The organism is Streptomyces sp. NPDC003248 (genome assembly GCF_055563235.1).
Genome location: NZ_JBVHDT010000003.1, coordinates 111,410 through 132,643 on the forward strand (window position 1 = coordinate 111,410; position 21,234 = coordinate 132,643).

The window sequence follows — 21,234 nt, forward strand, 5'->3', positions numbered from 1 at the left end:
CCACGCGCGGCATCAGAGCCACGCCAGGCACCACAGCCACGCCAGGCACCGCGGTCGGACACGGCACCGCGGCCCGGCCGCGCACCGCGATCGGGCCGGACCCCGCGACCAAGCCGCGCCTCCGCGCGCCCTCGGTGGCGGACGCGCTCGATCCGCCAGGTGATCGCGCCGCGCGTCCGTCCGTCCCCGGGCGGCAGGGACGGCCGGGGCGGGCCGCCCGGGGCGTGCCAGCTCCGGCGGCCCGGATCAGCCCTGCGCCGGGGAGGCCTTCCCCGGGGTCACCTTGCCGGCCGTGTCCTGGCCGGAGGCGTCCTCCGGGGTCTCCTCGAAGTCGACCTTGCCCATGTGCCGGTTCATGGACTTCATCAGCCCCCACACGGCCAGTGCCATCACCGCGAAGACGATGAAGCCGAGGACACCAGGGGTGACCTTGTCCTCGTCCACCTCCTTCGCGAGGGTGGCGAACTGCGTCACTGCCAGGCTCACGCTTGCGCTCATATCAGGCATTGTCGCGGATGCCCGCGAAGAGGTCGTCCTCGGGGAGGGAGACGTCGACCCGCGACTTCGCGAGCTCGTACTCCTCGGTGGGCCAGACCTCCTTCTGGACGTCCAGCGGCACCCGGAACCACCCGCCGTCGGGGTCGATCTGGGTGGCGTGGGCGATCAGCGCCTTGTCGCGGATCTCGTAGAAGTCGGCGCACGGCACGTGCGTGGTCAGCGTCCGGTCCTTGTGCCCGGACTCGTCCCAGCGCTTGAGCCACTCCCCGTAGGGGGACTCCAGGCCCCGGTCCAGCATCGCCTGGTGCAGCGCCTCGGTGCGCGGACGGTTGAAGCCCTGGTTGTAGTACAGCTTCAGCGGCCGGTACGCCGGCCCGAACTCGGCCTCCGGGTACTTGACGGTGTCGTCCGCGCCGTCGAAGGCGACCATCGAGATCTTGTGGGTCATGATGTGGTCGGGGTGCGGGTATCCGCCGTTCTCGTCGTAGGTGGTGATCACCTGGGGACGGAAGGAGCGGATCTGCTTCACCAGCTCGCCCGCCGCCCGGTCGACGTCCTCCAGGGCGAAGCAGCCCTCGGGCAGCGGCGGCAGCGGGTCGCCCTCGGGCAGGCCGGAGTCGACGAAGCCGAGCCACTCCTGCTCGACCCCGAGGATCTCGCGGGCCTCGTCCATCTCCTTCTTGCGCACCTCGTGGATGTGCTCCTCGATGTACGTGTCGCCCTGAAGCTTGGGGTTGAGGATGGAGCCGCGTTCCCCGCCCGTGCAGGTCACGACCAGCACGTCCACCCCCTCGGACACGTACTTCGCCATGGTGGCCGCGCCCTTGCTCGACTCGTCGTCGGGGTGCGCGTGGACGGCCATCAGTCGCAGCTGGTCAGTCAAGACTCAATCCTCGGTAGGTCGGCGCCCCCGTGAGCAGGGGTGCGATCGGCGGCTTCTATAGTGACCGAATCGAAGGGCCAATAATTCCGGAGCCGGGCTTCGGAAGCCCTTTCGGGACATGCGTCCCACCCCTGTCGAGTCCCTCGGGAGGACGATCATGAGTACGGCGAGCACGCGCACGCCCGAGGGCCGCTACGGCCGCTCCTCGGACGAGCGCACCGACCGCACGCTCAAGCTCGTCGGCGCCGCCCTGGGCGCGGTCCTCCTCGGCGTGATCGGCCTCTTCGGCTACCACTATGTCGCCAAGAACGAGATCAGCGGCGAGCTGATCGCCTTCTCCATCGCGGACGACGCGGTCAAGGTGCACCTGGAGGTCCGCAAGGACGCGGGGTCGAGCGGCTACTGCACGGTCCGCTCACAGGCGGAGAGCGGCGCCGAGGTGGGCCGCGCGGACTTCCGCTTCTCCGGCCCCGACACGCGGATCGACAAGGTGGTCACGCTCCGTACGACGGCCAAGGCCACGTCGGCGGAGCTGCTCGGCTGCCACGCCGACTGACACCGCCGCCCACCCCCCGGAATACGTACGCGCTGACCTGCGTTGACGTAATTCTGATGGCTTATGTCCTCCCCCTTGGGCCGCTGAATTGTTAGGCTCGTGGTTTCGCCCATCCCTGGAGGAACATGCTTCCGGGTAGGGCGATGCTTTGTATTCCCAGTACCGACGAGGAGCACCCTGTGACCCAGACCAGCGAGAACGTCACCTGGCTGACCCAGGAGGCGTACAACAAGCTCAAGGATGAGCTTGCGTACCTTACTGGTCCTGCGCGCACCGAGATCGCTGCCAAGATCGCGGCTGCGCGTGAGGAGGGCGACCTGCGGGAGAACGGCGGGTACCACGCGGCCAAGGAGGAGCAGGGCAAGCAGGAGCTCCGTGTGCGCCAGCTGACCCAGCTCCTGGAGAACGCGAAGGTCGGCGAGGCGCCCGCGTCGGCCGACGGCGCGGTGGCGCCCGGCATGGTTGTGACGATCGCCTTCGACGGTGACGAGGACGACACCCTGACCTTCCTGCTGGCCTCGCGCGAGTACGCGAGCTCCGACATCGAGACCTACTCGCCGCAGTCGCCGCTGGGCGCCGGCGTGATCGGTCACAAGGTCGGCGAAGACGCGGAGTACGAACTGCCGAACGGCAGGAAGGCCTCCGTGCGCATCCTCAAGGCCGAGCCCTACAACGGCTGACGGACCGCCTCCCGGTCCCCCACGAGACCCCCGGCGCCCCCGCGGCACCGGGGGTCTCGTCATGCCGTGCGGGGACTCGTCGCGCCGTGCGGGTGCCCGCGGGCCGTGCGGGCGGCGTCACGCCGTGGCCGAGCGGTACTTGCGGACCGCGAGCGTGCGGAATATCAGCACGATCAGCACCGAGTAGATGAGTGAGGCCCAGACCGGGTGCTGCATGGGCCAGGCGTCGGACGCCGACTGTCCGGGGTTGGCGAAGAGGACGCGGCAGGCCTGGACGGTGGCGCTGAAGGGGTTCCACTCGGCGATGTGGCGCAGCCACGGCGTCATGTTGCCGGTGTCCACGAAGGCGTTCGAGATGAAGGTGACCGGGAAGAGCCAGATCAGCCCGCCCGAGGTGGCCGCCTCGGGGGTGCGCACGGACAGGCCGATCAGTGCGCCGATCCAGGTGAACGCGTAGCCGAGGAGGAGCAGCAGACCGAACGCGGCCAGGACCCGGCCGGCGTCGGTGTCGCCGTCGGAGCCGACGCGCCAGCCGACCAGGAGGGCGACGACGGCGAGGACGAGCAGGGTCAGGGCGGTCTGGACGAGGTCGGCGAGGGTGCGGCCGGTGAGCACCGCGCCGCGGGCCATGGGCAGGGAGCGGAAGCGGTCGATGAGGCCCTTGTGCATGTCGTCCGCGATGCCCGCGCCGGCTCCGGCGGTGGCGAACGTGACCGTCTGGGCGAAGATCCCCGCCATGAGGAAGTTGGTGTAGTCGGCGGCGCTGGTGCTGCCGCCGACCCGCATCGAGCCGCCGAAGACGTACGTGAACAGCACCACGAACATGATGGGCTGGATCAGTCCGAAGATCACCATTTCAGGGATCCGGGACATCCTGATCAGGTTGCGTTTCGCGACGACCAGGGAGTCGCGGACCGCCTGCCCGAACGGGCGGGCGGGGGCCGTGCCGCGGACGGCGTCGGTGACGGCGCTCATGTGACGGCCTCCTTGCCGCTCTCGTCGTGTTCGTGTCTCCCGGTCTCGGCCGCATGGCCCGTCAGGGACAGGAAGACGTCGTCCAGCGTGGGGCGGCGCAGACCGATGTCGTCGATCTCGATGCCGCGGGTGTCCAGTTCGCGGATGACCTCGGCGAGGAGCTTGGCGCCGCCCGTGACGGGCACGGTGAGCTTGCGGGTGTGCTCCTCGACCGTGGTGCGCCCCTTGCCGAAGCCCGCCAGGACCTCGGCGGCGGTCGCGATGTGCTCGCGTTCGTGCACCACCACCTCGACGCGCTCGCCGCCGGTTCGGGCCTTGAGCTGGTCGGAGGTGCCGCGGGCGATGACCCGGCCGTGGTCGACGACCGCGATGTCGTGCGCGAGGTGATCGGCCTCCTCCAGGTACTGCGTGGTCAGCAGCAGGGTCGTGCCACCGGAGACCAGGCCCTTGATCACGTCCCACAGGAGCTGCCGGTTGCGCGGGTCGAGCCCGGTGGTCGGCTCGTCCATGAACATCACGGGTGGCGAGACGACCAGGGCGGCGGCCAGGTCGAGCCGGCGGCGCATGCCTCCCGAGTAGGTCTTCGCGGGGCGGTCGGCGGCGTCCGCGAGGTCGAACCGGTCGAGCAGTTCGGCCGCCCGGGCCTTCGCCGCCGCGGCCTTCATCTGGTAGAGCTGCCCGACCATCCGGAGGTTCTCCCGGCCGGTCAGGTACTCGTCGACGGCGGCGAACTGGCCGGACAGGCCGATGGAGCGCCGGACCTGGTCGGGGTTCTTCAGCACGTCGACGCCGGCGACCACCGCCCGGCCGCGGTCGGGGCGCAGCAGGGTGGTCAGACAGCGGACCGCCGTGGTCTTGCCCGCGCCGTTCGGCCCGAGCAGGCCGAGGACGGTGCCCTCCGGGACGTCGAGGTCGACGCCGTCCAGAGCCCGTACGTCGCCGAAGGTCTTGACCAGGCCTTCGGCGTAGATGGCACCTGCCATAAGAGCCTCCACGTCCTTGGGGATGCTTCGGAAAGACTAGGTTCGTGGTGTTCGTTCCGCCCGATGGGTGGCATGCGACCCACCGTATCGCGATATATCGCGTCTCTCAACGGATTTCCCCGAACGTCTCCGAACGGGTGAGGGAGTGACGACCGGGCAACCGCGGTCGACGGCCGTCGGCGCCGCCGACCCCGGCCGAGGGCGGGACGCGGCCCGCCTCAGCCACCCGCCTCAACCGTCTGCCTCAGCCACCCGCCTCAACCGCCTGCCTCAGCCACCCCCGCCTAGCCGATGACCGGGTAACCGGCCTCGCGCAGGGACTGCTCCACCTCGGCGCAGTGCGCCGGCCCCTTGGTCTCCAGGTGCAGCTCGACCTCCGCCTCCGTGAGGCCGAGCCGCGGGTCGGTCCGCACGTGGCTCACGTCGAGGACGTTGGCGTCGACCGCCGACAGCACCCCCAGCAGCGTGGCCAGGGCGCCCGGCCGGTCCGTCAGCCGCAGCCGTACGGCGAGGTAGCGGCCCTGGGCGGCCATGCCGTGCCGCAGGACCCGCTGCATCAGCACCGGGTCGACGTTGCCGCCCGAGAGCACCGCCACGACCGGGCCCTCGAAGCCGCCGGGCTCGCTCAGCAGCGCCGCGACCGGGCTCGCCCCGGCCGGCTCCACGACCAGCTTGGCCCGCTCCAGACACAGCAGCAGCGCGGCGGACAGCTCGTCCTCCGTGACCGTGCGCACCTCGTCCACCAGGTCGCCGATGATGCCGAACGGGACGTCACCGGGCCGGCCGACCCTGATGCCGTCGGCCATCGTCGCGGGGTTCTCCACCACGACCGGGCGTCCCGCCGCCAGCGAGGGCGGGTACGCGGCCGCCCCCGCCGCCTGCACGCCGACGATCCGCACGTCCGGCCGCAGCGCCTTCACCGCGACCGCGATGCCCGCCGCCAGACCGCCGCCGCCGATGCCGACGACGATCGTGCGCACCTCCGGGCACTGCTCCAGGATCTCCAGGCCCACCGTGCCCTGCCCCGCGATGACGTCCGGGTGGTCGAAGGGGTGGATGAACACCGCGCCGGTCCCGGCCGCGTACTCCTGCGCCGCGGCCAGCGTCTCGTCGACCACCTGGCCGTGCAGGCGCACCTCCGCGCCGTACTCGCGGGTGGCGCTGATCTTCGGGAGCGGCGCGCCCTTCGGCATGAACACCGTGGAGCCCACCCCCAGCAGCGAGGACGCCAGCGCCACGCCCTGCGCGTGGTTGCCCGCGCTCGCCGCGACCACGCCGGCCGCCCGCTCCTCCGGCAGCAGCCCGGCGATCCGGACGTACGCGCCGCGCAGCTTGAACGAACCCGTCCGCTGGAGGTTCTCGCATTTGAAGTGCACCGGCGCCCCGACGAGCTGGGAGAGGTGCCTGCTGCCCTCCATCGCGGTCATCCGCGCGACGCCCGAGAGCATCTTCTGGGCGCCGCGCACGTCATCGAGGGTGACGGGCGGCAAGGAGTCAGCCGTGCCGTAGCTCATGGCACCAGCATCGCAGTTCACGGGCGGGAACGACCGCGGTGCCCAACCACCGAGACCGGTTTCGGCAGCGCCGGTACGGCCCGCCGTCCGGCCGCGTACCCTGTCCCCCAACCCAGCACCCCTTCATGAAGTGAGCCCCCGGCCATGCCCACAACACCTGAAATGTCGATGGACATGACGACCGTCGGTGACACCGGTCTTCTCGAGACGCTGCAACACGAGGTGGCGCTCTTCGCACGCCGTGCCGAACAGACCCGGCTCGGCGGTGTCGGGCAGGTGCGCAACTCCATGGACCGCGCCGCGTACCTGCTGCTCAACCGCCTCGACAAGGAAGGTCCGATGGGCGTCAAGGCGCTCGCTTCGAGCATGGGCATCGACTCCTCCACCGTCACCCGGCAGGTGGCTCCGCTCGTCGACACCGGCCTGGTCAAGCGCACCTCCCACCCCGAGGACGGGCGGGCCGTGGTGCTCCAGCTGTCCCCGCGCGGGATGTCGCGCCTGGAGGAGGTGCGCTCCTCCCGGCGTCAGCTGATGGCCGAGCTGACGCAGGACTGGGCGCCCGAGGAGCGCGAGGCGTTCTGCACCCTCCTCGCCCGCTTCAACGGCGCGCTCTCCGCCCGGATGACCTCCCAGGGCGTCGCCGGCGCGGAGCCCACGCAGGCTTCCTGACCCCCACGCGCGCGGGGGCGTTCCGGTCCGCGCGGGGGTGTGAGCACGGCACGCGGCCCGGGCGCCCTCCGGGCCGGTGAGTACGAGGCGTCCGTCGCCGGCGCGGGCGCCCGGCTGCTGCTCTCCGCCGCCCTGCTCACCGCAGGCGCCGACGACCACGTACTCGTGGTCGGTGCGCTGGGCGGAGGCAGCGGACGGCAACCCGCGACGGACCGGGGAAGCGGACTAGGCGACGGGACGGCCGAGGGCCTGCTGGAGGTCCTCCAGGAGGTCGTCGACGTTCTCGATGCCGACGGAGAGGCGCACCAGGTCGGCCGGGACCTCCAGGGCCGAGCCCGCCGCCGAGGCGTGCGTCATCCGGCCGGGGTGCTCGATCAGGGACTCGACGCCGCCCAGGGACTCCCCGAGGGTGAACACCTCGGCGCGGTTGCACACCTCGACGGCCGCCTCCTCGCCGCCCTCGACCTGGAACGACACCATGCCGCCGAACGCCCGCATCTGCTTGGCGGCGACCTCGTGACCGGGGTGGTCCGGCAGGCCCGGGTACAGCACCCGCGTCACGCGCGCGTGCCGGGTCAGCATGTCGGCGATCTTCGCGGCGTTCTCGCTGTGCCGGTCCATGCGCACCGACAGCGTCTTGGTGCCGCGCAGCACCAGCCAGGAGTCGAAGGGCCCGGCGACCGCGCCCATCGCGTTCTGGTGGTACGCCAGTTCCTCCCCGAGCTCCCGGTCGCCGACGATCAGCGCGCCGCCGACGACGTCGGAGTGCCCGCCCATGTACTTGGTCAGCGAGTGCACGACCACGTCGGCGCCGAGCGCCAGCGGCTGCTGGAGGTAGGGGGTGGCGAAGGTGTTGTCGACGACGAGCCGGGCGCCCGCGTCCCGGGCGACCTGCGCGACGGCGGCGATGTCGGTGATCCCGAGCAGCGGGTTGGACGGGGTCTCCACCCAGACGACCTTGGTCCGCGGGGTGATCGCGGCCCGTACGGCGGCCGGGTCGGCGGTGTCGGCCACCGACCACTCCACGCCCCAGCGGGAGACGACCTTCGCGAACAGCCGGAACGTGCCGCCGTACGCGTCGTTCGGGATGACCACGTGGTCCCCGGGGGTGAGCAGCGTGCGCAGCAGGCAGTCCTCGGCCGCCAGTCCGGACGCGAACGCGAGGCCCCGGACGCCGCCCTCCAGGGCCGCCAGGTTCTCCTCCAGGGCGGTCCTGGTCGGGTTGGCGCTGCGGCTGTACTCGTAGCCGCCCCGCAGGCCGCCGACGCCGTCCTGCTTGTAGGTCGACACCTGGTAGATCGGCGGGACCACGGCGCCGGTCAGGGGATCGGCGGTGTTGCCCGCGTGGATCGCGAGGGTCTCGAAGTGCTGACTGATGTGCCTGTCGCTCATGGGCACCGAGCGTAATGCGCGGGAGGCCGGGGCGCGGGACCGCCGGGCACCGACGCAGAGGGTTGGCCAATTGTCGGCGGGGTCTGGAACCCTTGAGGCATGGAGATTCTCTGGGTCCTGATGGCGCTGGTCATGTTCGGCTTCGTGCTGCTGCCGTTCCTGCGGCGCAGGCGCGGCATGATCGAGCAGGTTCCGGCCGGTCACCCGGACGCCGCGGACCCGGCGGACTACGGCTTCGCGCGGACGGAGGAGCTGGACGTCCGCATGCCCGGCCCCGACCAGGACCTGCTGGACGTCCTCGACGTGGTGCAGCGGACCCAGGACTACCGGGCGGCGCAGCAGCTGCTGGCGGGGACGGAGGCCGAGGGCGAGCTGCGCTGGCAGCGGGTGCAGGCCTTCGCGGGCTCGGCCTCGCTGGAGCTCCAGCAGCGGCCCGGCGGGGTCGGCGACCTGCCGGGCGGGCAGTGGCTGCGGGTGTGGCGCACGGAGGCGCCCAAGGACGCGGGCGGCGCGGCGGTGCACGCCGAGTTCCTGGTGCAGCAGGCGTGGCGGACCTCGACGCCCGGCACGGACGACTTCCGGATCATCATGGAGGAGGCGAGGGACGCCTGCGGCCAGGCGGCGCTGCTCGCCCCCGGTGACCCGGTCCCGTACATCGTCGAACTGTCGGTGGCCCGCGGTCTGGGCTACTCGCAGGCGGAGTTCGAGCAGCTCTGGCTCAGGATCCTGGACCGGGCACCGGCGCACATGGGGGCTCATCTGGCGGCCCTGCACTACTGGTGCGAGAAGTGGCACGGCTCACGCGAGACGGCGATGTCCTTCGCGGAGGCCGCGGCGGCCCGCGCGCCCCAGGGGTCGCTGCTCGCGGCGATGCCCCTGTTCGCGGTGTTCGAGCACCTCCCCGAGGTCAACCTGGTCAGGGGCTTCTACCAGAGCGAGGTGGTGACGAAGGCCGTCCACGGCGCGCTGTTCGCCGTCCACGCCGCCCGTCCCGACGACCCCATGCTGGCGCACGTGCGCCATCTCCTCGTCTTCTTCCTGGTGCGCGCCGAGCGCTGGGCGGAGGCCATGAACCAGCTGGTGCACGTCGACGGCCACGTCGGCGCGCTGCCCTGGACGCTGTCCCCGGACCCGGCGGCGGAGTTCGCGGTGTACCGGGCGCTGGCGGTGGCCGGCTACGAGGCGAACGGCGGCAGCCCGGCGTCCCTCCCGCACTGACATCCCTCCCGCACCAGGGGTACGTCCGGCCCGGCCACGGCGCGCATCGCGCCGCGGGCCGCCTCCCGCCGGGCCGCCCTCATCTCATGGTCGGCCCGGGCGGTCTCACGGCCGCGCGGTCCCACGGCCTCCGCGGTCAGCCCTCCGTGCGGGCGGGCAGCCGCCATCCCGGGCGCGGGAAGTGGCAGGTGTAGCCGTTCGGGTACCGCTGCAAGTAATCCTGGTGCTCGGGCTCGGCCTCCCAGAAGGGGCCGACGGGCTCCACCTCGGTGACGACCTTGCCGGGCCACAGTCCGGAGGCGTCCACGTCCGCGATCGTGTCCTCGGCGATCCGCTTCTGCTCGTCGTCCACGTAGTAGATCGCCGAGCGGTAGCTGAGGCCGATGTCGTTGCCCTGGCGGTTCTTGGTGCTCGGGTCGTGGATCTGGAAGAAGAACTCCAGGATCGCGCGGAAGTCGGTCTGCGCGGGGTCGAAAAGGATCTCGATGGCCTCCGCGTGCGTGCCGTGGTTGCGGTACGTCGCGTTCGGCACGTCACCGCCCGTGTATCCGACCCGGGTCGCCGTCACGCCCGGGAGTCGGCGGATCAGCTCCTCCATCCCCCAGAAGCATCCGCCGGCCAGCACGGCCCTCTGCGTCTGCGCCGCCATCACGGCCCCTCCAATGTCTGTCAGCTCGGTCGTTCGGGCTGCTCGGCTCACACACCGCCGGCATCCCCTGCACACCGTCCTCAACACCGGAGGGGTCCCGGCGATTCCACGCCCGTCCGCCCGCCCCGCGATCGCCGACCACCGATCGCCGCCCCCCGACCACCGGCCACCGATCACCCGGTCTCCCGGTCAGCCGACGGTGAAGTCGGCCACGAGCGCACGTACTCAGCTCGATCTGAGCAGGCCGCCCGGATCGCCCCCCTCCTCCCTGTCCGGTCACGGCACTTCACCAGGACCATGTGACGGGAGCATGGCTACTTCTGAGTCACCCGTGCGGTCATGTAGCGTCCGGAGCCGTTTGATCCGTTTCTCTGCCGCCGCTCCTGATGAGGACTCATGCCCGCCTGTGCAGCCGCCCCGACCGCCGCGCCGCGAAGACACACCCCCCTGAGCAATGCCCCCCTGCGCAATGCCGCCCTGCGCAATGCCGCCCCGCGGTCCGCCGGCGGGAGAAGATCCCGGCCGACGGACGGGGGAGCGCCGGCCCGTTGAGATTCCGGTTCAGCCGTTCGAGCAGCGCGTCCGCGCCCCCGCCTCCGGAGCACTCGGCACCCGCTCCCACGGCACACGCCGTGGAGCCCGAGGCCGTGCAACCCGAGGCCCTGGAACCCGAGGCCGTCGAGCCCCCTCTGTCGGCCCACGAGCAGGCCCTCATCCGTGCCTCCGTCTCGGTGGTCGAGCCGTTCGCCGCGGAGATGACGGTCTACTTCTACGCCATCCTCTTCGCCCGCTATCCCGAAGTCCGTTCCCTGTTCCCGCAGGCGATGGACGCCCAGCGCGGCCGCCTGCTGCGCGCGCTGCTGCGCATCGTGGACTTGGTCGACGACCCCGAGAACCTGGTGCGCTTCTGCGGACACCTCGGACGCGATCACCGCAAGTTCGGCACGCTCGGCGCGCACTACCCGGCCGTGGGCGAGTGCCTCCTCGCCTCCTTGGCCCACTACGCCGGCCCCGCGTGGACCGCGGAGATCGCCGCCGCCTGGACCAAGGCGTACGGCACGGTCGCCGGCGTCATGATCAGTGCCGCCGAGCAGGACGAGGCGGTCCGGCCCGCCGTGTGGCCCGCCACGGTCGTCCACCGCCTCCCGCGGGGACACGGCATCGTCGAGATCACCGTACGCCCCCACATGCCGTACGAGTACGCCGCCGGACAGTACGTGGGCGTCGAGACCCCTTGGTGGCCGAAGCTGTGGCGCTCCTACTCGCCCGCCAACGCGCCCCGTGCGGACGGCACTCTCACCTTCCACGTGCGCGCGGTGCCCGGCGGCTCCGTCAGCGGCGCGCTGGTGCACCGGGCCTCGGTGGGTGACGTGATCCGGCTGGGCCCCCCGCTCGGCGACATGGTGCTCGACGCCGCCGCCCACAGCGACCTGCTCCTCGTGGCCGGCGGCACCGGTCTCGCCCCCATCCGCGCGCTCGTCGAAGAGGTCGCCCGGCGCGGCGGCCGCCACCAGGTCGACCTGTTCCTCGGCGCCCGCACCAGCGCCGAGCTGTACGGGGTCGACGACATGCTGCGGATGGCCCAGCGGCACCACTGGCTGTCCATCAGAGGTGCGGTGTCCCAGGAGCACATCCCCGGAATCAGGGGGTCGCTGCCGGACGTCCTGGCCGAGTACGGGCCGTGGTACCAGCACGACGTCTACCTCAGCGGCCCGGCCCAGATGGTCGTCGCCGCCACGAGGGCGCTCACGCTGGGCGGCACCTCGCCCGACCGCATCCACCACGACCCGTTCGAGACACCCGTCCTGTCCCTTCCCTGAGCCAAGCGCTTGCCCGTCCCGCCAGGAGAACGCACCCGTGACCTTCCCCCAGCCGCCCTTCGGATCAGCAGGTGAACACCGGCTGCAACAGCAACTGGGCACCGCCGACCGCGCCGCCCGGTTCTACGACCGACAGGTTCGCCCCTGTCTCACGCCCGAGATGCGGGACTTCATCGGCCGCCAGGCCATGGTCTTCCTGGCCACCGCCGACTCCCGCGGGGAGTGCGACGCCAGCTTCCGCGCCGGACCGCCGGGATTCGTCCACGTGATCGACGACCACTCGCTCGCGTATCCCGAGTTCCGCGGGAACGGTGTGCTCGCCAGCGCCGGGAACATGACGGAGAACCCCCACCTCGGCATGCTCTTCGTGGACTTCACCCACCACCACGTCGGACTGCACGTCAACGGCACGGCCCGGCTGTACACCGACGCGGGGCTGCGGTCCCTCCATCCCGGTCTGCCCACCGACGTCGCGCCCGGGCGCAGCCCTGAGTTGTGGGTCCACCTGAGCGTCGAAGAGGCCTACATCCACTGCTCCAAGTACATACCCCACCTGGAACCGGCCCCCCGCCCCACCGGCCATGACGCCGCGCGGCCCAAGGACGCGGACTATTTCACCGGGCCCCGGCCCGGCCCCGGCCGAATCCCGCGCCCACAGAGCAGCGCACACAGCAGCACACACAGCAGCGCGCAGAGCACCGCACCGAGCACCGTGCAACGACCCGGGTGACGGCCCGGGTGACGCGACAGCGGTGTCTCCAGCCGCTTCGCGGACCGACCCGGTTCACGCCTTCGGCCTACTCGAACCATCCATTGAGCACAGTCTGTGATGACCTGATCACAGGACGGAGCGCGGTGGAGGGAACCGCCCGCCCCGTCCGGGCACGGGGTTGACCTCGGGCCCGCCGTGAAGCCTCATCCGGCGGGCCCGGATCGCTCGCACGGGCGCACGAGGAAGGCATGGCGATGACCGCTGCACGAGCCACTGACCGCACACCCCACCTCGACCGAATACGCAGGCGGAGGCTGCGCGACAGGGCGGCGCTGCTGGGTGCCTGCGGGCTGCTCCTGACCGCCCCGTACGCCGCCTGGCCCGGAGAGGCCCCCGCCGTGACGCGGTCGGCGAGGGCGGACGGCACCGCCTCCGACGGGGCCGTCCCGCCGGGACTGCTCCGCTACCACCAGCAGAAACTCCTGTGGGAGCCCTGCTCCGGCTACCCTTCGTTCCAGTGCACCACCATGAAGGTGCCGTTGGACTACGCCCGTCCGGACGCGGGCGACCTCCTCCTGAAGGCCACCCGGAAGAAGTCCACCGGCGACGGCGCCCGGACGGGCTCGCTGCTGGTCAATCCCGGCGGCCCCGGAGCGTCCGCGATCGACTTCCTGGTGGGCGGCGGCGCCGACCGCTTCTCCCCGGCCGTGCGAGCCGCCTACGACCTGGTCGCGCTGGATCCGCGCGGCGTGCAGCACAGCTCCCCGGTGGACTGCGGGACCGACACGTCCACGAGCTCCTCGGGGGTCGGCCGCCACCTGTCGGTCGACTCGGCGGACATCGCCGCCTATGACGTGGCGTACGAGGAGTTCTCCCAGGCGTGTGCACAGCACGCCGGGCGGCTGCTCCCGCATCTCGGCACCCTGGACGCGGCCCGGGACATGGACCTGTTCCGCGCGCTCATGGGCGACGACCGGCTGCACTACGTCGGCTTCTCGTACGGCACGTACCTGGGCGCGGCGTACGCCGATCTCTTCCCGTCCCGGGTGGGCCGGATGGTGCTCGACGGTGCCGTCGACCCCTCCGTCGACGGGTACCAGCGCTTCCTGCAGACCGCGGTCGGCTACCAGAAGGCCTGGGAGTCCTTCGCCGCCGCCTGCGCCGCCCGCGGCGACTGCCCGCTGGGCCGCTCCGTCGAGGAGATCAGCCGCGGGCTGGACACGCTCCGGCGCACCCTGGACCGCGTTCCCCTGCGCCAGGGCAAGGACATCTCCGTCTCGGGGGACGAGCTCCTCGTCGCGATCACGACGGCGCTGAGGACCCCCGAGTGGGAGCTGCTGCGCACCGCGCTCCGGCAGGTGCTGGCCGGTGACACCACCGCGCTCCAGCAGCTCCTCGGCTCCGCGACGGACACCTCCAGCAACGCCACCGACGCGTTCTACGCCGTCAGCTGCCTGAGCGCCCCCCTCGCCCCGCGGTTCACCTCCGCGGAGGTCCAGGCGGCGCTGCCGCAGTTCCTGCGCACGTCGCCCCAGTTCGGCAGGTTGTTCGCGGCCCCGCTCCTGCAGTGCGCCCACTGGCCCGTCCCGCCGGCCCAGCCCTCACGCACCGTCTCCGCGCGGGGGGCCGCTCCCATCCTGGTCGTCGGCACCACGCGCGATCCCGCCACCCCGTACGCCTGGGCCAAGGCGCTCGCCGGCCAGCTCTCCTCCGGCCGCCTGCTCACCTACGACGCCGACGGGCACGCCGCCTACCACCGCGGCAACGCCTGCGTCGTCGGCGCCGTGGACCGCTATCTGACACAGGGCCAGCTCCCGCCCGCCGGCACGACCTGCACCTGAGAGAACCCCGAACGCCGGGGGTCCGTGACCTGACGGACCCCCTGGTCCGCTGCCCGGCGTCCCCGGCTCTCCCGCACCGCCGGGCACGCCACACCTTTTGCGGTGGTGTGCGGGGTTACGGTCGGCGGCATGAACGGTGATCGTCGAGGATGGCGCCAGTGTCTGCTCGCCGGGACGGTGTTCGCCGTGTGCATGGCCGGGACCACGCTGCCGACCCCCCTCTACGGCCTCTACCAGGAGGCGTTCGAGTTCTCCGAGGTGACGGTGACCGTCGTGTACGCCGTGTACGCCTTCGGGGTCATCGGTGTGCTGCTGCTGGCCGGGAACGCCTCGGACGCCGTGGGTCGGCGGCCGGTGCTGCTGTGGGGGCTGGGGTTCGCGGCGGCGAGCGCCGTCAGTTTCCTGTGCGCCACCGGGCTGGGCTGGCTGTACGCGGGGCGGCTGCTGTCGGGGCTGTCCGCCGGACTGTTCACCGGAGCCGCCACGGCGTACGTGATGGAGTCGGCGCCCCGCGGCGGCGCCTCCCGGGCCACGTTCGTGGCGACGGCCGCCACCATGGGCGGCCTGGGCTGCGGTCCGCTGCTCGCCGGGGTGCTCGCGCAGTACGCGCCCCGGCCGCTGTACCTGCCGTTCGCCGTGCACCTCGTCCTGGTGGCCGGCTCGGCCGCGGTCCTGCTGCGCCTTCGGGAGACCGTCCGGGAGCGGCGGCCGCTGAGCGCGGTACGGCCGCGGTGGCCGGCGCTGCCCCCGCGGGTGCGGGCCGTGTTCGGGCCCGCGGCGATCGCCTCGTTCGCGGGGTTCGCGCTGTTCGGGGTGTTCACGTCGGTCAGCCCGGCGTTCCTCGCGCAGTCGCTGGACGTCGGCAACCACGCGGTGAGCGGACTGGTCGTCGCGCTGGCCTTCTTCGCCTCGACCGCCGGGCAGCTGGCGGTGGGCCGGGTCGGAGCGGGGCGCTCGCTGCCGCTCGGCTGCGCCGGCCTGCTCGCCGGGCTGGCGCTGCTCGCGGGCGCGCTGCGGTGGGACCTGCTGCCGCTGGTGGTGCTGAGCGCGCTGGTCGGCGGTAGCGGGCAGGGGCTGGCGTTCCGCGGAGGGCTGTCCGTGGTCGCCGGGGCGTCTCCCGAGGACCGGCGCGCGGCGGTGATCTCGACGCTGTTCGTGGTGGCGTACGCGGGGATCTCGGTCCCCGTCATCGGTGTGGGCGTGCTGACGGTCCCGCTCGGCCTGGAGGGCGCGGGGCTGGTGTTCATCGCCTGCATGGCCGTCCTGGTCTCGGTCGCGGCCGGCTACCTGCTCCGCCGGCCGGTACGGGGTGAGCGCGCACCGGCGCGGTGACCTCCGCCGCCGGCCGTCCCCCACGGGAAATGCCCGAGCGGGCGGGCCGCCGGTCGTGCGTTACTTGGCCGCGGACATCGGACGACCGGCCAGGAGGGCACACGCGTGAGCAGCCACACCGCAAGCAACAGCGGGAGGAACAGCAGGAGGAACGGCAGGGCCGGCGGTGAGGTGTTCCTGATCGGCGGCGGGCGGGACGAGTCCGTCGCCGGGGCCGTGTACGGGCCGTTCCTGCGGGCCGCCCCGGTGCCGGTGCCGCGCGTCCTGTGCCTGCTGGTCGACGAGGGCGACGGGGCCGAGCAGTTCGCGCGGTACGACGCGCTGCTGCGGAAGGCCGGTGGCTGTGTGCCCGAGCCGCTGCTGGTGCCGGTCGGGGAGCGGGTCGGGCCCGGGGTGCTGTCGGACGACGTGGACGCGGTGTTCGTCTGCGGCGGGCTGACACCGGCGCACCAGGAGGCGCTCGCCGGGTGCCGGGACGCGCTGGCCGAGCTGGTCGCCGAGCGGGGCGTTCCGTACGCCGGTTTCTCCGCCGGTGCCGCGGTCGCGGCGCGGGACTGCGTGGCCGGGGGATGGCTGGTCGACGGGACCGCGGTGTGTCCGCCGGAGACCGCGGAGGACCTGGAGGAGGTGGAGGTGCGGCCGGGGCTCGGGCTGGTGCCGTTCGGGGTGGACGTGCACGCGGCGCAGTGGGGCACGCTGCCGCGGCTGGCGGCCGTCGTCGCGGACGGGCGGCTCCGGCACGGGGTCGCCGTCGACGAGCACACCGTCGTACGGGTGTCGGGGGACGGTACGGCCCGGGTCGCCGGGCGGGGGCGTGCCCACTCCGTACGTCCGGCGCCGGGGGGCGGGGTGCTCGTGCGGTCCTACGGCGCCGGGGAGTCCTTCACCGCCGCCCCGTAGGGCCCCGGCGCGGTGCGGTGCGGGGCCCTGGGCGGTCGTCCCGGAGCCGGCCGGCCGTGCGGCCGTGTTCTGTCGTCCGCACGTCCGGGCGTCCGGGCATCCGGGCGTCCGGGCGTCCGGGAGTCCGGGCGTTCAGATGGTCGCCGTGTCGATCACGAACCGGTAGCGCACGTCGCTGACGAGCACCCGCTCGTACGCCTCGTTGATCTCGGACGCGCCGATCAGCTCGATCTCCGCGCCGAGGCCGTGCGCGGCGCAGAAGTCCAGCATCTCCTGCGTCTCGCGGATGCCGCCGATGGAGGATCCGGCGAGGGTCTTGCGGCCGCCGATCACCGAGAACAGGTTCAGGGCGACGGGCTCCTCGGGCGCGCCGACGTTCACGAAGGCGCCGTCCGTGCGCAGCAGGGACAGGTAGGCGCCCAGGTCCAGCGGGGCGGAGACGGTGGACAGGATGAGGTCGAAGGTGCCGGCCAGCTTCTTGAAGGTCTCGGGGTCGCTGGTGGCGTGGTAGTGGTCGGCGCCCAGCCGCAGGCCGTCGTCCTTCTTGCGCAGGGACTGGGACAGGACCGTCACCTCGGCGCCGAGCGCGTGGGCGATCTTCACGGCCATGTGGCCGAGGCCGCCCATGCCGAGGACGGCGACCTTCTTGCCGGGTCCGGCGTTCCAGTGCCGCAGCGGGGAGTACGTGGTGATGCCGGCGCAGAGCAGCGGGGCGGCGACGTCCAGCGGCAGCGCGTCGGGGACGCGGACGACGAAGTTCTCGTCGACGACGATCGCCTGCGCGTAGCCGCCGTAGGTCGGCTCGCCGTTCTTGTCGAGGGCGTTGTAGGTGCCGACGCTGCCGCCGGTGCAGTACTGCTCCAGGCCCGCCCGGCAGTTGTCGCACTCCCGGCAGGAGTCGACGAGGCAGCCGACGCCCACCCGGTCGCCGACGGCGAACTTCGTCACACCGGGGCCGACCTGCGAGACGACGCCCGCTATCTCGTGGCCGGGCACCATCGGGAAGATCGCCTTGCCCCAGCCCTCCCGGGCCTGGTGGATGTCGGAGTGGCAGATTCCGGAGAACTTGATGTCGATCATTACGTCGTGCTCGCCGACCGCGCGGCGCTCGATCGTGGTGCGCTCCAGCGGAGCCTTGGCGGCGGGGGCGGCGTACGCGGCGACGGTGGTCGTGCCCGTGGTCATGCAGGGGTCTCCTAGCGGGTCGTACACCCGGCCCGCGACCGGACCGGGTACGGCGACCAGCCTGCCGTGCCGCCCGGCGGCCGCCCAGCCCCCGCCCGTGCCTACGACCACCGTGCGTACCACTGGCGAGGTCAGGATCGTGTGCGTACGACCAGCAATACTGGACGCATGGACGTACAGCCCGAGCCCGTGCCGAGGACCGGCGCGCCCGGCGCACCCGGCGCGGGTCTGGACCGGCGTGCCGAGCTCAGCGAGTTCCTGCGCACCCGGCGGGCCCGGCTGAAGCCGGAGGACGTGGGGCTGCGCGACTTCGGGCGGCACCGCCGGGTGCCGGGGCTGCGGCGCGAGGAGCTGGCGCAGCTGGCCGGGGTGTCGGTGGCGTACTACACGCGCCTGGAGCAGGGCAACGGGCGGAACGTGTCGGCGGAGGTGCTGGACTCCATCGCCCGCGCGCTGCGGCTGACGGACGCCGAGCACGCGCACCTCACCCATCTCGCCAAGCCCAAGCAGCACAAGAAGAAGCCGGCGGCGCGGGCCCGGCAGGTGCGGCCGGCGCTGCGGCAGCTGCTGGACGTGATGGACGGGGTGCCCGCGTACGTCGTCGGACGGCGGGCCGAGATCCTGGCGTGGAACCGGATGGCGGCGGCGGTCTTCGGGGACTGGTCGGAGCTGGCGGACGCCGAGCGGAACTGGGCGCGGCTGGTGTTCCTGCGGCCCGACTACCGCGAGCTGTTCGTCGACTGGGAGCAGAAGGCGATCGACATCGTGTGCGCGCTGCGCATGGACGCCGGGTGCTACCCGGACGACCCCCGGCTGTCGGCGCTGGTGGGCGAGCTGTCGGTGAAGAGCGAGGACTTCCGGCGGCTGTGGGCGACGCACGACGTCAAGGAGAAGAGTCACGGGGTGAAGCTGCTCCGTCATCCGCTGGTCGGGGAGCTGTCCCTGAACTTCGAGGGGTTCCGGCTCTCGGGCGACGGCGAGCAGTCGATGGTGACCTACCACGCGGAACCGGGATCGCCCTCGGCGGAGGCGCTGCGGCTGCTGGCGAGCTGGGGGGCCGACGCGACGAGGGCGGGGACGGGGTCCCAGGCGCCGCCCGCCTGACCGCAGGGGACGGGCACCAGCCGCATGACCGCACCCCCGGAGCCGAAAGGCCGCCGGGGGTGATCAACTGCCCATCTCCAAGGTTGTGGGAGTGGACGTAACCATGCATGAGTGAGTGTCGTTGTCGAAGTGTGAATCTGACGGAGTGGGCGCACAGGCAGGGCGTGCATCCGCAGACCCCGTATCGCCGGTTCCGTGAGGGGACGTTGCCTGAACCGGCTCAGCGGGTCGGGCCGCGCACGATCCTGGTGAACGTGGAGGCCAACGCTGCACCGGAAGTGGTCGGCGGCCTGCGCCTGTATGCCCGTGTCTCCTCTCCCGGCCAGAAGGACGACCTTGGGCGCCAGGCCGCCCGGCTGACCCGTTGGGCTGCGACCACCGGCCGTCCCGTTGTGCGGGTGGATCCGGTGCGGGACATCGTGGACGTGCTGACGTCGTTCTGCGCCCGCCTGTACGGCCGCCGCTCGGCGCAGAACCGCGCCAGGAAGGCGCTGGAGGCCGCCGAGCATGGCTGAGCCCGCCAAGAAGCCGTTGCGCAGGATCGCCCGGCCGTACGCTGCCGACGGTCCCACCGGGGTCAGCATCCGCGACCGGCTCAAGGGCCTCACGCCCGAGGACGAGAAGGTGCTGCGCCTGGTCGGCGAGCACATGGGCCGCCTCGCCTCCGCCGATCTGGCCCGGCGTTGCAGGGATGGCCTGGAGCACTCCACCGACACCTGGGCCGCCCGGAAGCGGGAACTGACGGCCGCCTCGTCGTCCCGCTGGGCCGGGTCGGTCACCTCCCACACCCACGACCAGTGGGGGCTGTCCCGCCGTGCCCAGCACCAGCACCTGATGTCCCTGGACGCCGGTATCCGCATGATCCGGCACCGGCTGTCCCTGCCGGTCGGGGAGAAAGGCAGCCGGGGCAAGCCCGGCGGCTACCGCTCCCAGCACGAGTGGTTCGCCAAGACGCGCCGCCTGGCGATCCTAGAAGACCGCTACGAGCACGTTCGCGCCGAACGGGAAGCCGGGAAGGTCTCCGTCGTACGGGGCGGCCGCCGCCTGCTCCACCAGCGCCACAACCTCACCGCCGCGGAGAGGACCCCGGAGCAGTGGCGCGGCGAGTGGGAGGCGTCCCGCTGGTTCTTGACCGCTGACGGCGAGTCCGGCAAGCGGCACGGCAACGAGACGATCCGCGTCACCCCCGGCGGCGAGGTCAGTGTCAAACTGCCCGCCCCGCTCGCCGAACACGCGAACGCCCGGCACGGCCGGTACGTCCTCGCCGCCCGCGTCGCCTTCCCCCACCGGGGCGCAGAGTGGCGCGACCGTATCACCGCGAACCGGGCCGTGGCCTACCGCATCCACCTGGACGTGGCCCGTGGCCGCTGGTACCTCGATGCGTCGTGGACGCGTAAAGACCTGCCCGTGATCCCGCTCGACGCGCTGCGGGCCGGGGGCGTGATCGGCGTGGACACCAACGCCGACCACCTGGCCGCCTGGCTGCTGGACGAGCACGGCAACCCCGCCGGCAGCCCGCGCCGCTTCGACTACGCTCTGACCGGCACCGCCACCCACCGCGACGCCCAGCTCCGCCACGCCCTCACCCGCCTCCTGCACTGGGCCACAACGTGCAAGGTGCAGGCCATCGCGATCGAAGACCTCGACTTCACCGACTCCACCACCAGGGAGAAGCACGGCCGGAAGAAGAAGTTCCGGCAGCTCGTCTCCGGCATCCCCACCGGCAGACTCCGCGCCCGGCTCCTGTCGATGTGCGCCGAGGCCGGTATCAGCGTGATCGCCGTCGATCCCGCCTACACCTCCAGGTGGGGCGGGGAACACTGGCAAAAGCCGCTGACCAGCAAGAAAAGGAAGACTTCCCGACACGCCGCCGCCTCAGTGGCGATCGGGAGACGCGCCCTCGGACACGCGATCCGGCGACGGACGGCACCGCCCCACGACGACCAGAGTGATCGTCGTGGGCATCGGACCGCCCAGACCGGACCGCGTGACCAGGGGCGTGAGGAAACCCGCCCCCGCGTACCCGGACCACGCACCCGATGTGTGAAGCCGGACGCGGCAGGAACGCGGGCAACCAGCGCATCCAAGACCGTTCGGAATGCGCCAGCTGAGCCGGCATGGGTCCAAGACTCACTCCCGCTCACTGATTAGGAACGGTGCGGGAACGGTACCGGTGCACGGCGCACCCGAAGGGGCGGGACCGATGGACGCGCCGCCGGCCCCGCCGCGAGGGACGCGACCGACGTCAGGAGGCGGCGGCCTTCTTGGCGTCCTCGTCCGCCGCCGTGCCCTGTGCGCTCTCCTTGACCGGGCCCTTGGCCTT

20 protein-coding genes are annotated in these 21,234 nt (G+C 72.3%); 12 read left to right on the plus strand and 8 right to left on the minus strand.

The window, feature by feature from the left end; translation table 11 throughout:
• Nucleotides 1–246: 246 nt before the first annotated feature.
• Entirely contained in the window at nt 247–507 is a 261-nt protein-coding gene (locus ACZ3KJ_RS09275) for a hypothetical protein (protein ID WP_467525926.1), read from the minus strand.
• Nucleotides 500–1,360: a mycothiol conjugate amidase Mca gene (mca, locus tag ACZ3KJ_RS09280; protein ID WP_467526343.1), complete on the minus strand. Its 861-nt coding sequence runs from the start codon at nt 1,358–1,360 to the stop codon at nt 500–502. Before mca ends, ACZ3KJ_RS09275 begins: the two co-directional genes overlap by 8 nt.
• A gap of 178 nt (nt 1,361–1,538) precedes the next feature.
• On the opposite strand from mca, the gene ACZ3KJ_RS09285 reads away from it, so the two are divergent.
• Together ACZ3KJ_RS09285 and greA are read left to right on the plus strand one after the other, a co-directional pair.
• A complete protein-coding gene (locus ACZ3KJ_RS09285; RefSeq protein ID WP_401696420.1) occupies nt 1,539–1,937 on the plus strand; it encodes a DUF4307 domain-containing protein in 399 nt (132 codons plus the stop codon).
• A gap of 179 nt (nt 1,938–2,116) precedes the next feature.
• Complete coding sequence (greA, locus tag ACZ3KJ_RS09290; protein WP_401696418.1) at nt 2,117–2,617, plus strand: transcription elongation factor GreA; 501 nt, start codon at nt 2,117–2,119, stop codon at nt 2,615–2,617.
• Nucleotides 2,618–2,734: 117 nt separating this feature from the next.
• On the opposite strand, the gene ACZ3KJ_RS09295 is transcribed toward greA, so the two are convergent.
• The 3 genes from ACZ3KJ_RS09295 to ilvA form a co-directional block, all read right to left on the minus strand.
• Nucleotides 2,735–3,592: an ABC transporter permease gene (locus ACZ3KJ_RS09295; RefSeq protein ID WP_467525927.1), complete on the minus strand. Its 858-nt coding sequence runs from the start codon at nt 3,590–3,592 to the stop codon at nt 2,735–2,737.
• Nucleotides 3,589–4,575, minus strand: coding sequence for an ATP-binding cassette domain-containing protein (locus tag ACZ3KJ_RS09300; protein ID WP_467525929.1), 987 nt, complete (start codon nt 4,573–4,575; stop codon nt 3,589–3,591). The genes ACZ3KJ_RS09295 and ACZ3KJ_RS09300 overlap by 4 nt, the downstream gene beginning before the upstream one ends.
• A 284-nt stretch (nt 4,576–4,859) precedes the next feature.
• Complete coding sequence (gene ilvA / locus ACZ3KJ_RS09305) at nt 4,860–6,089, minus strand: threonine ammonia-lyase (RefSeq protein ID WP_467525930.1); 1,230 nt, start codon at nt 6,087–6,089, stop codon at nt 4,860–4,862.
• A gap of 162 nt (nt 6,090–6,251) precedes the next feature.
• Here ilvA and ACZ3KJ_RS09310 point away from each other — a divergent pair, with 162 nt between their 5' ends.
• Nucleotides 6,252–6,758 carry a MarR family winged helix-turn-helix transcriptional regulator gene (locus ACZ3KJ_RS09310; protein ID WP_467526344.1) on the plus strand — a complete coding sequence of 169 codons (507 nt, stop codon included), beginning with the start codon at nt 6,252–6,254 and terminating at the stop codon, nt 6,756–6,758.
• A 225-nt stretch (nt 6,759–6,983) separates the two neighbouring features.
• On the opposite strand, the gene ACZ3KJ_RS09315 is transcribed toward ACZ3KJ_RS09310, so the two are convergent.
• Complete coding sequence (locus ACZ3KJ_RS09315) at nt 6,984–8,150, minus strand: cystathionine gamma-synthase (protein ID WP_467525932.1); 1,167 nt, start codon at nt 8,148–8,150, stop codon at nt 6,984–6,986.
• Between the two features lie 99 nt (nt 8,151–8,249).
• Between ACZ3KJ_RS09315 and ACZ3KJ_RS09320 the strand changes: the two genes are divergently transcribed.
• Nucleotides 8,250–9,368 carry a hypothetical protein gene (locus tag ACZ3KJ_RS09320; RefSeq protein ID WP_467525934.1) on the plus strand — a complete coding sequence of 373 codons (1,119 nt, stop codon included), beginning with the start codon at nt 8,250–8,252 and terminating at the stop codon, nt 9,366–9,368.
• A gap of 136 nt (nt 9,369–9,504) precedes the next feature.
• Here the strand turns inward: ACZ3KJ_RS09320 and msrA are convergent, their stop codons facing one another.
• Nucleotides 9,505–10,017 (minus strand): peptide-methionine (S)-S-oxide reductase MsrA, encoded by a 513-nt coding sequence (msrA, locus tag ACZ3KJ_RS09325; RefSeq protein ID WP_467525935.1) that lies wholly within the window; start codon nt 10,015–10,017, stop codon nt 9,505–9,507.
• Nucleotides 10,018–10,664: 647 nt separating this feature from the next.
• Here msrA and ACZ3KJ_RS09330 point away from each other — a divergent pair.
• From ACZ3KJ_RS09330 to ACZ3KJ_RS09350, 5 genes are all read left to right on the plus strand, one after another.
• On the plus strand, nt 10,665–11,837 hold the full coding sequence (locus tag ACZ3KJ_RS09330; RefSeq protein WP_467525937.1) for a globin domain-containing protein: 1,173 nt from the start codon (nt 10,665–10,667) through the stop codon (nt 11,835–11,837).
• Nucleotides 11,838–11,874: 37 nt separating this feature from the next.
• A complete protein-coding gene (locus ACZ3KJ_RS09335) occupies nt 11,875–12,567 on the plus strand; it encodes a pyridoxamine 5'-phosphate oxidase family protein (protein WP_467525939.1) in 693 nt (230 codons plus the stop codon).
• Between the two features lie 236 nt (nt 12,568–12,803).
• On the plus strand, nt 12,804–14,390 hold the full coding sequence (locus tag ACZ3KJ_RS09340) for an alpha/beta hydrolase (protein WP_467525941.1): 1,587 nt from the start codon (nt 12,804–12,806) through the stop codon (nt 14,388–14,390).
• A gap of 129 nt (nt 14,391–14,519) precedes the next feature.
• Nucleotides 14,520–15,722, plus strand: coding sequence for an MFS transporter (locus tag ACZ3KJ_RS09345; RefSeq protein ID WP_467525943.1), 1,203 nt, complete (start codon nt 14,520–14,522; stop codon nt 15,720–15,722).
• Between the two features lie 105 nt (nt 15,723–15,827).
• Nucleotides 15,828–16,622: a cyanophycinase gene (locus ACZ3KJ_RS09350; RefSeq protein ID WP_467525945.1), complete on the plus strand. Its 795-nt coding sequence runs from the start codon at nt 15,828–15,830 to the stop codon at nt 16,620–16,622.
• A gap of 132 nt (nt 16,623–16,754) precedes the next feature.
• Here ACZ3KJ_RS09350 and ACZ3KJ_RS09355 read toward each other — a convergent pair whose 3' ends face one another.
• Entirely contained in the window at nt 16,755–17,807 is a 1,053-nt protein-coding gene (locus tag ACZ3KJ_RS09355) for an NAD(P)-dependent alcohol dehydrogenase (RefSeq protein ID WP_467525947.1), read from the minus strand.
• Between the two features lie 168 nt (nt 17,808–17,975).
• Between ACZ3KJ_RS09355 and ACZ3KJ_RS09360 the strand changes: the two genes are divergently transcribed.
• The 3 genes from ACZ3KJ_RS09360 to ACZ3KJ_RS09370 all read left to right on the plus strand — a co-directional run bounded on the left by ACZ3KJ_RS09360 (nt 17,976) and on the right by ACZ3KJ_RS09370 (nt 21,062).
• Entirely contained in the window at nt 17,976–18,911 is a 936-nt protein-coding gene (locus tag ACZ3KJ_RS09360) for a helix-turn-helix domain-containing protein (RefSeq protein WP_467525949.1), read from the plus strand.
• A 131-nt stretch (nt 18,912–19,042) separates the two neighbouring features.
• On the plus strand, nt 19,043–19,426 hold the full coding sequence (locus ACZ3KJ_RS09365; RefSeq protein ID WP_467525951.1) for an IS607 family transposase: 384 nt from the start codon (nt 19,043–19,045) through the stop codon (nt 19,424–19,426).
• Nucleotides 19,419–21,062 carry a nuclease/transposase family protein gene (locus ACZ3KJ_RS09370; protein ID WP_467525952.1) on the plus strand — a complete coding sequence of 548 codons (1,644 nt, stop codon included), beginning with the start codon at nt 19,419–19,421 and terminating at the stop codon, nt 21,060–21,062. Before ACZ3KJ_RS09365 ends, ACZ3KJ_RS09370 begins: the two co-directional genes overlap by 8 nt.
• Nucleotides 21,063–21,234 lie beyond the last annotated feature (172 nt).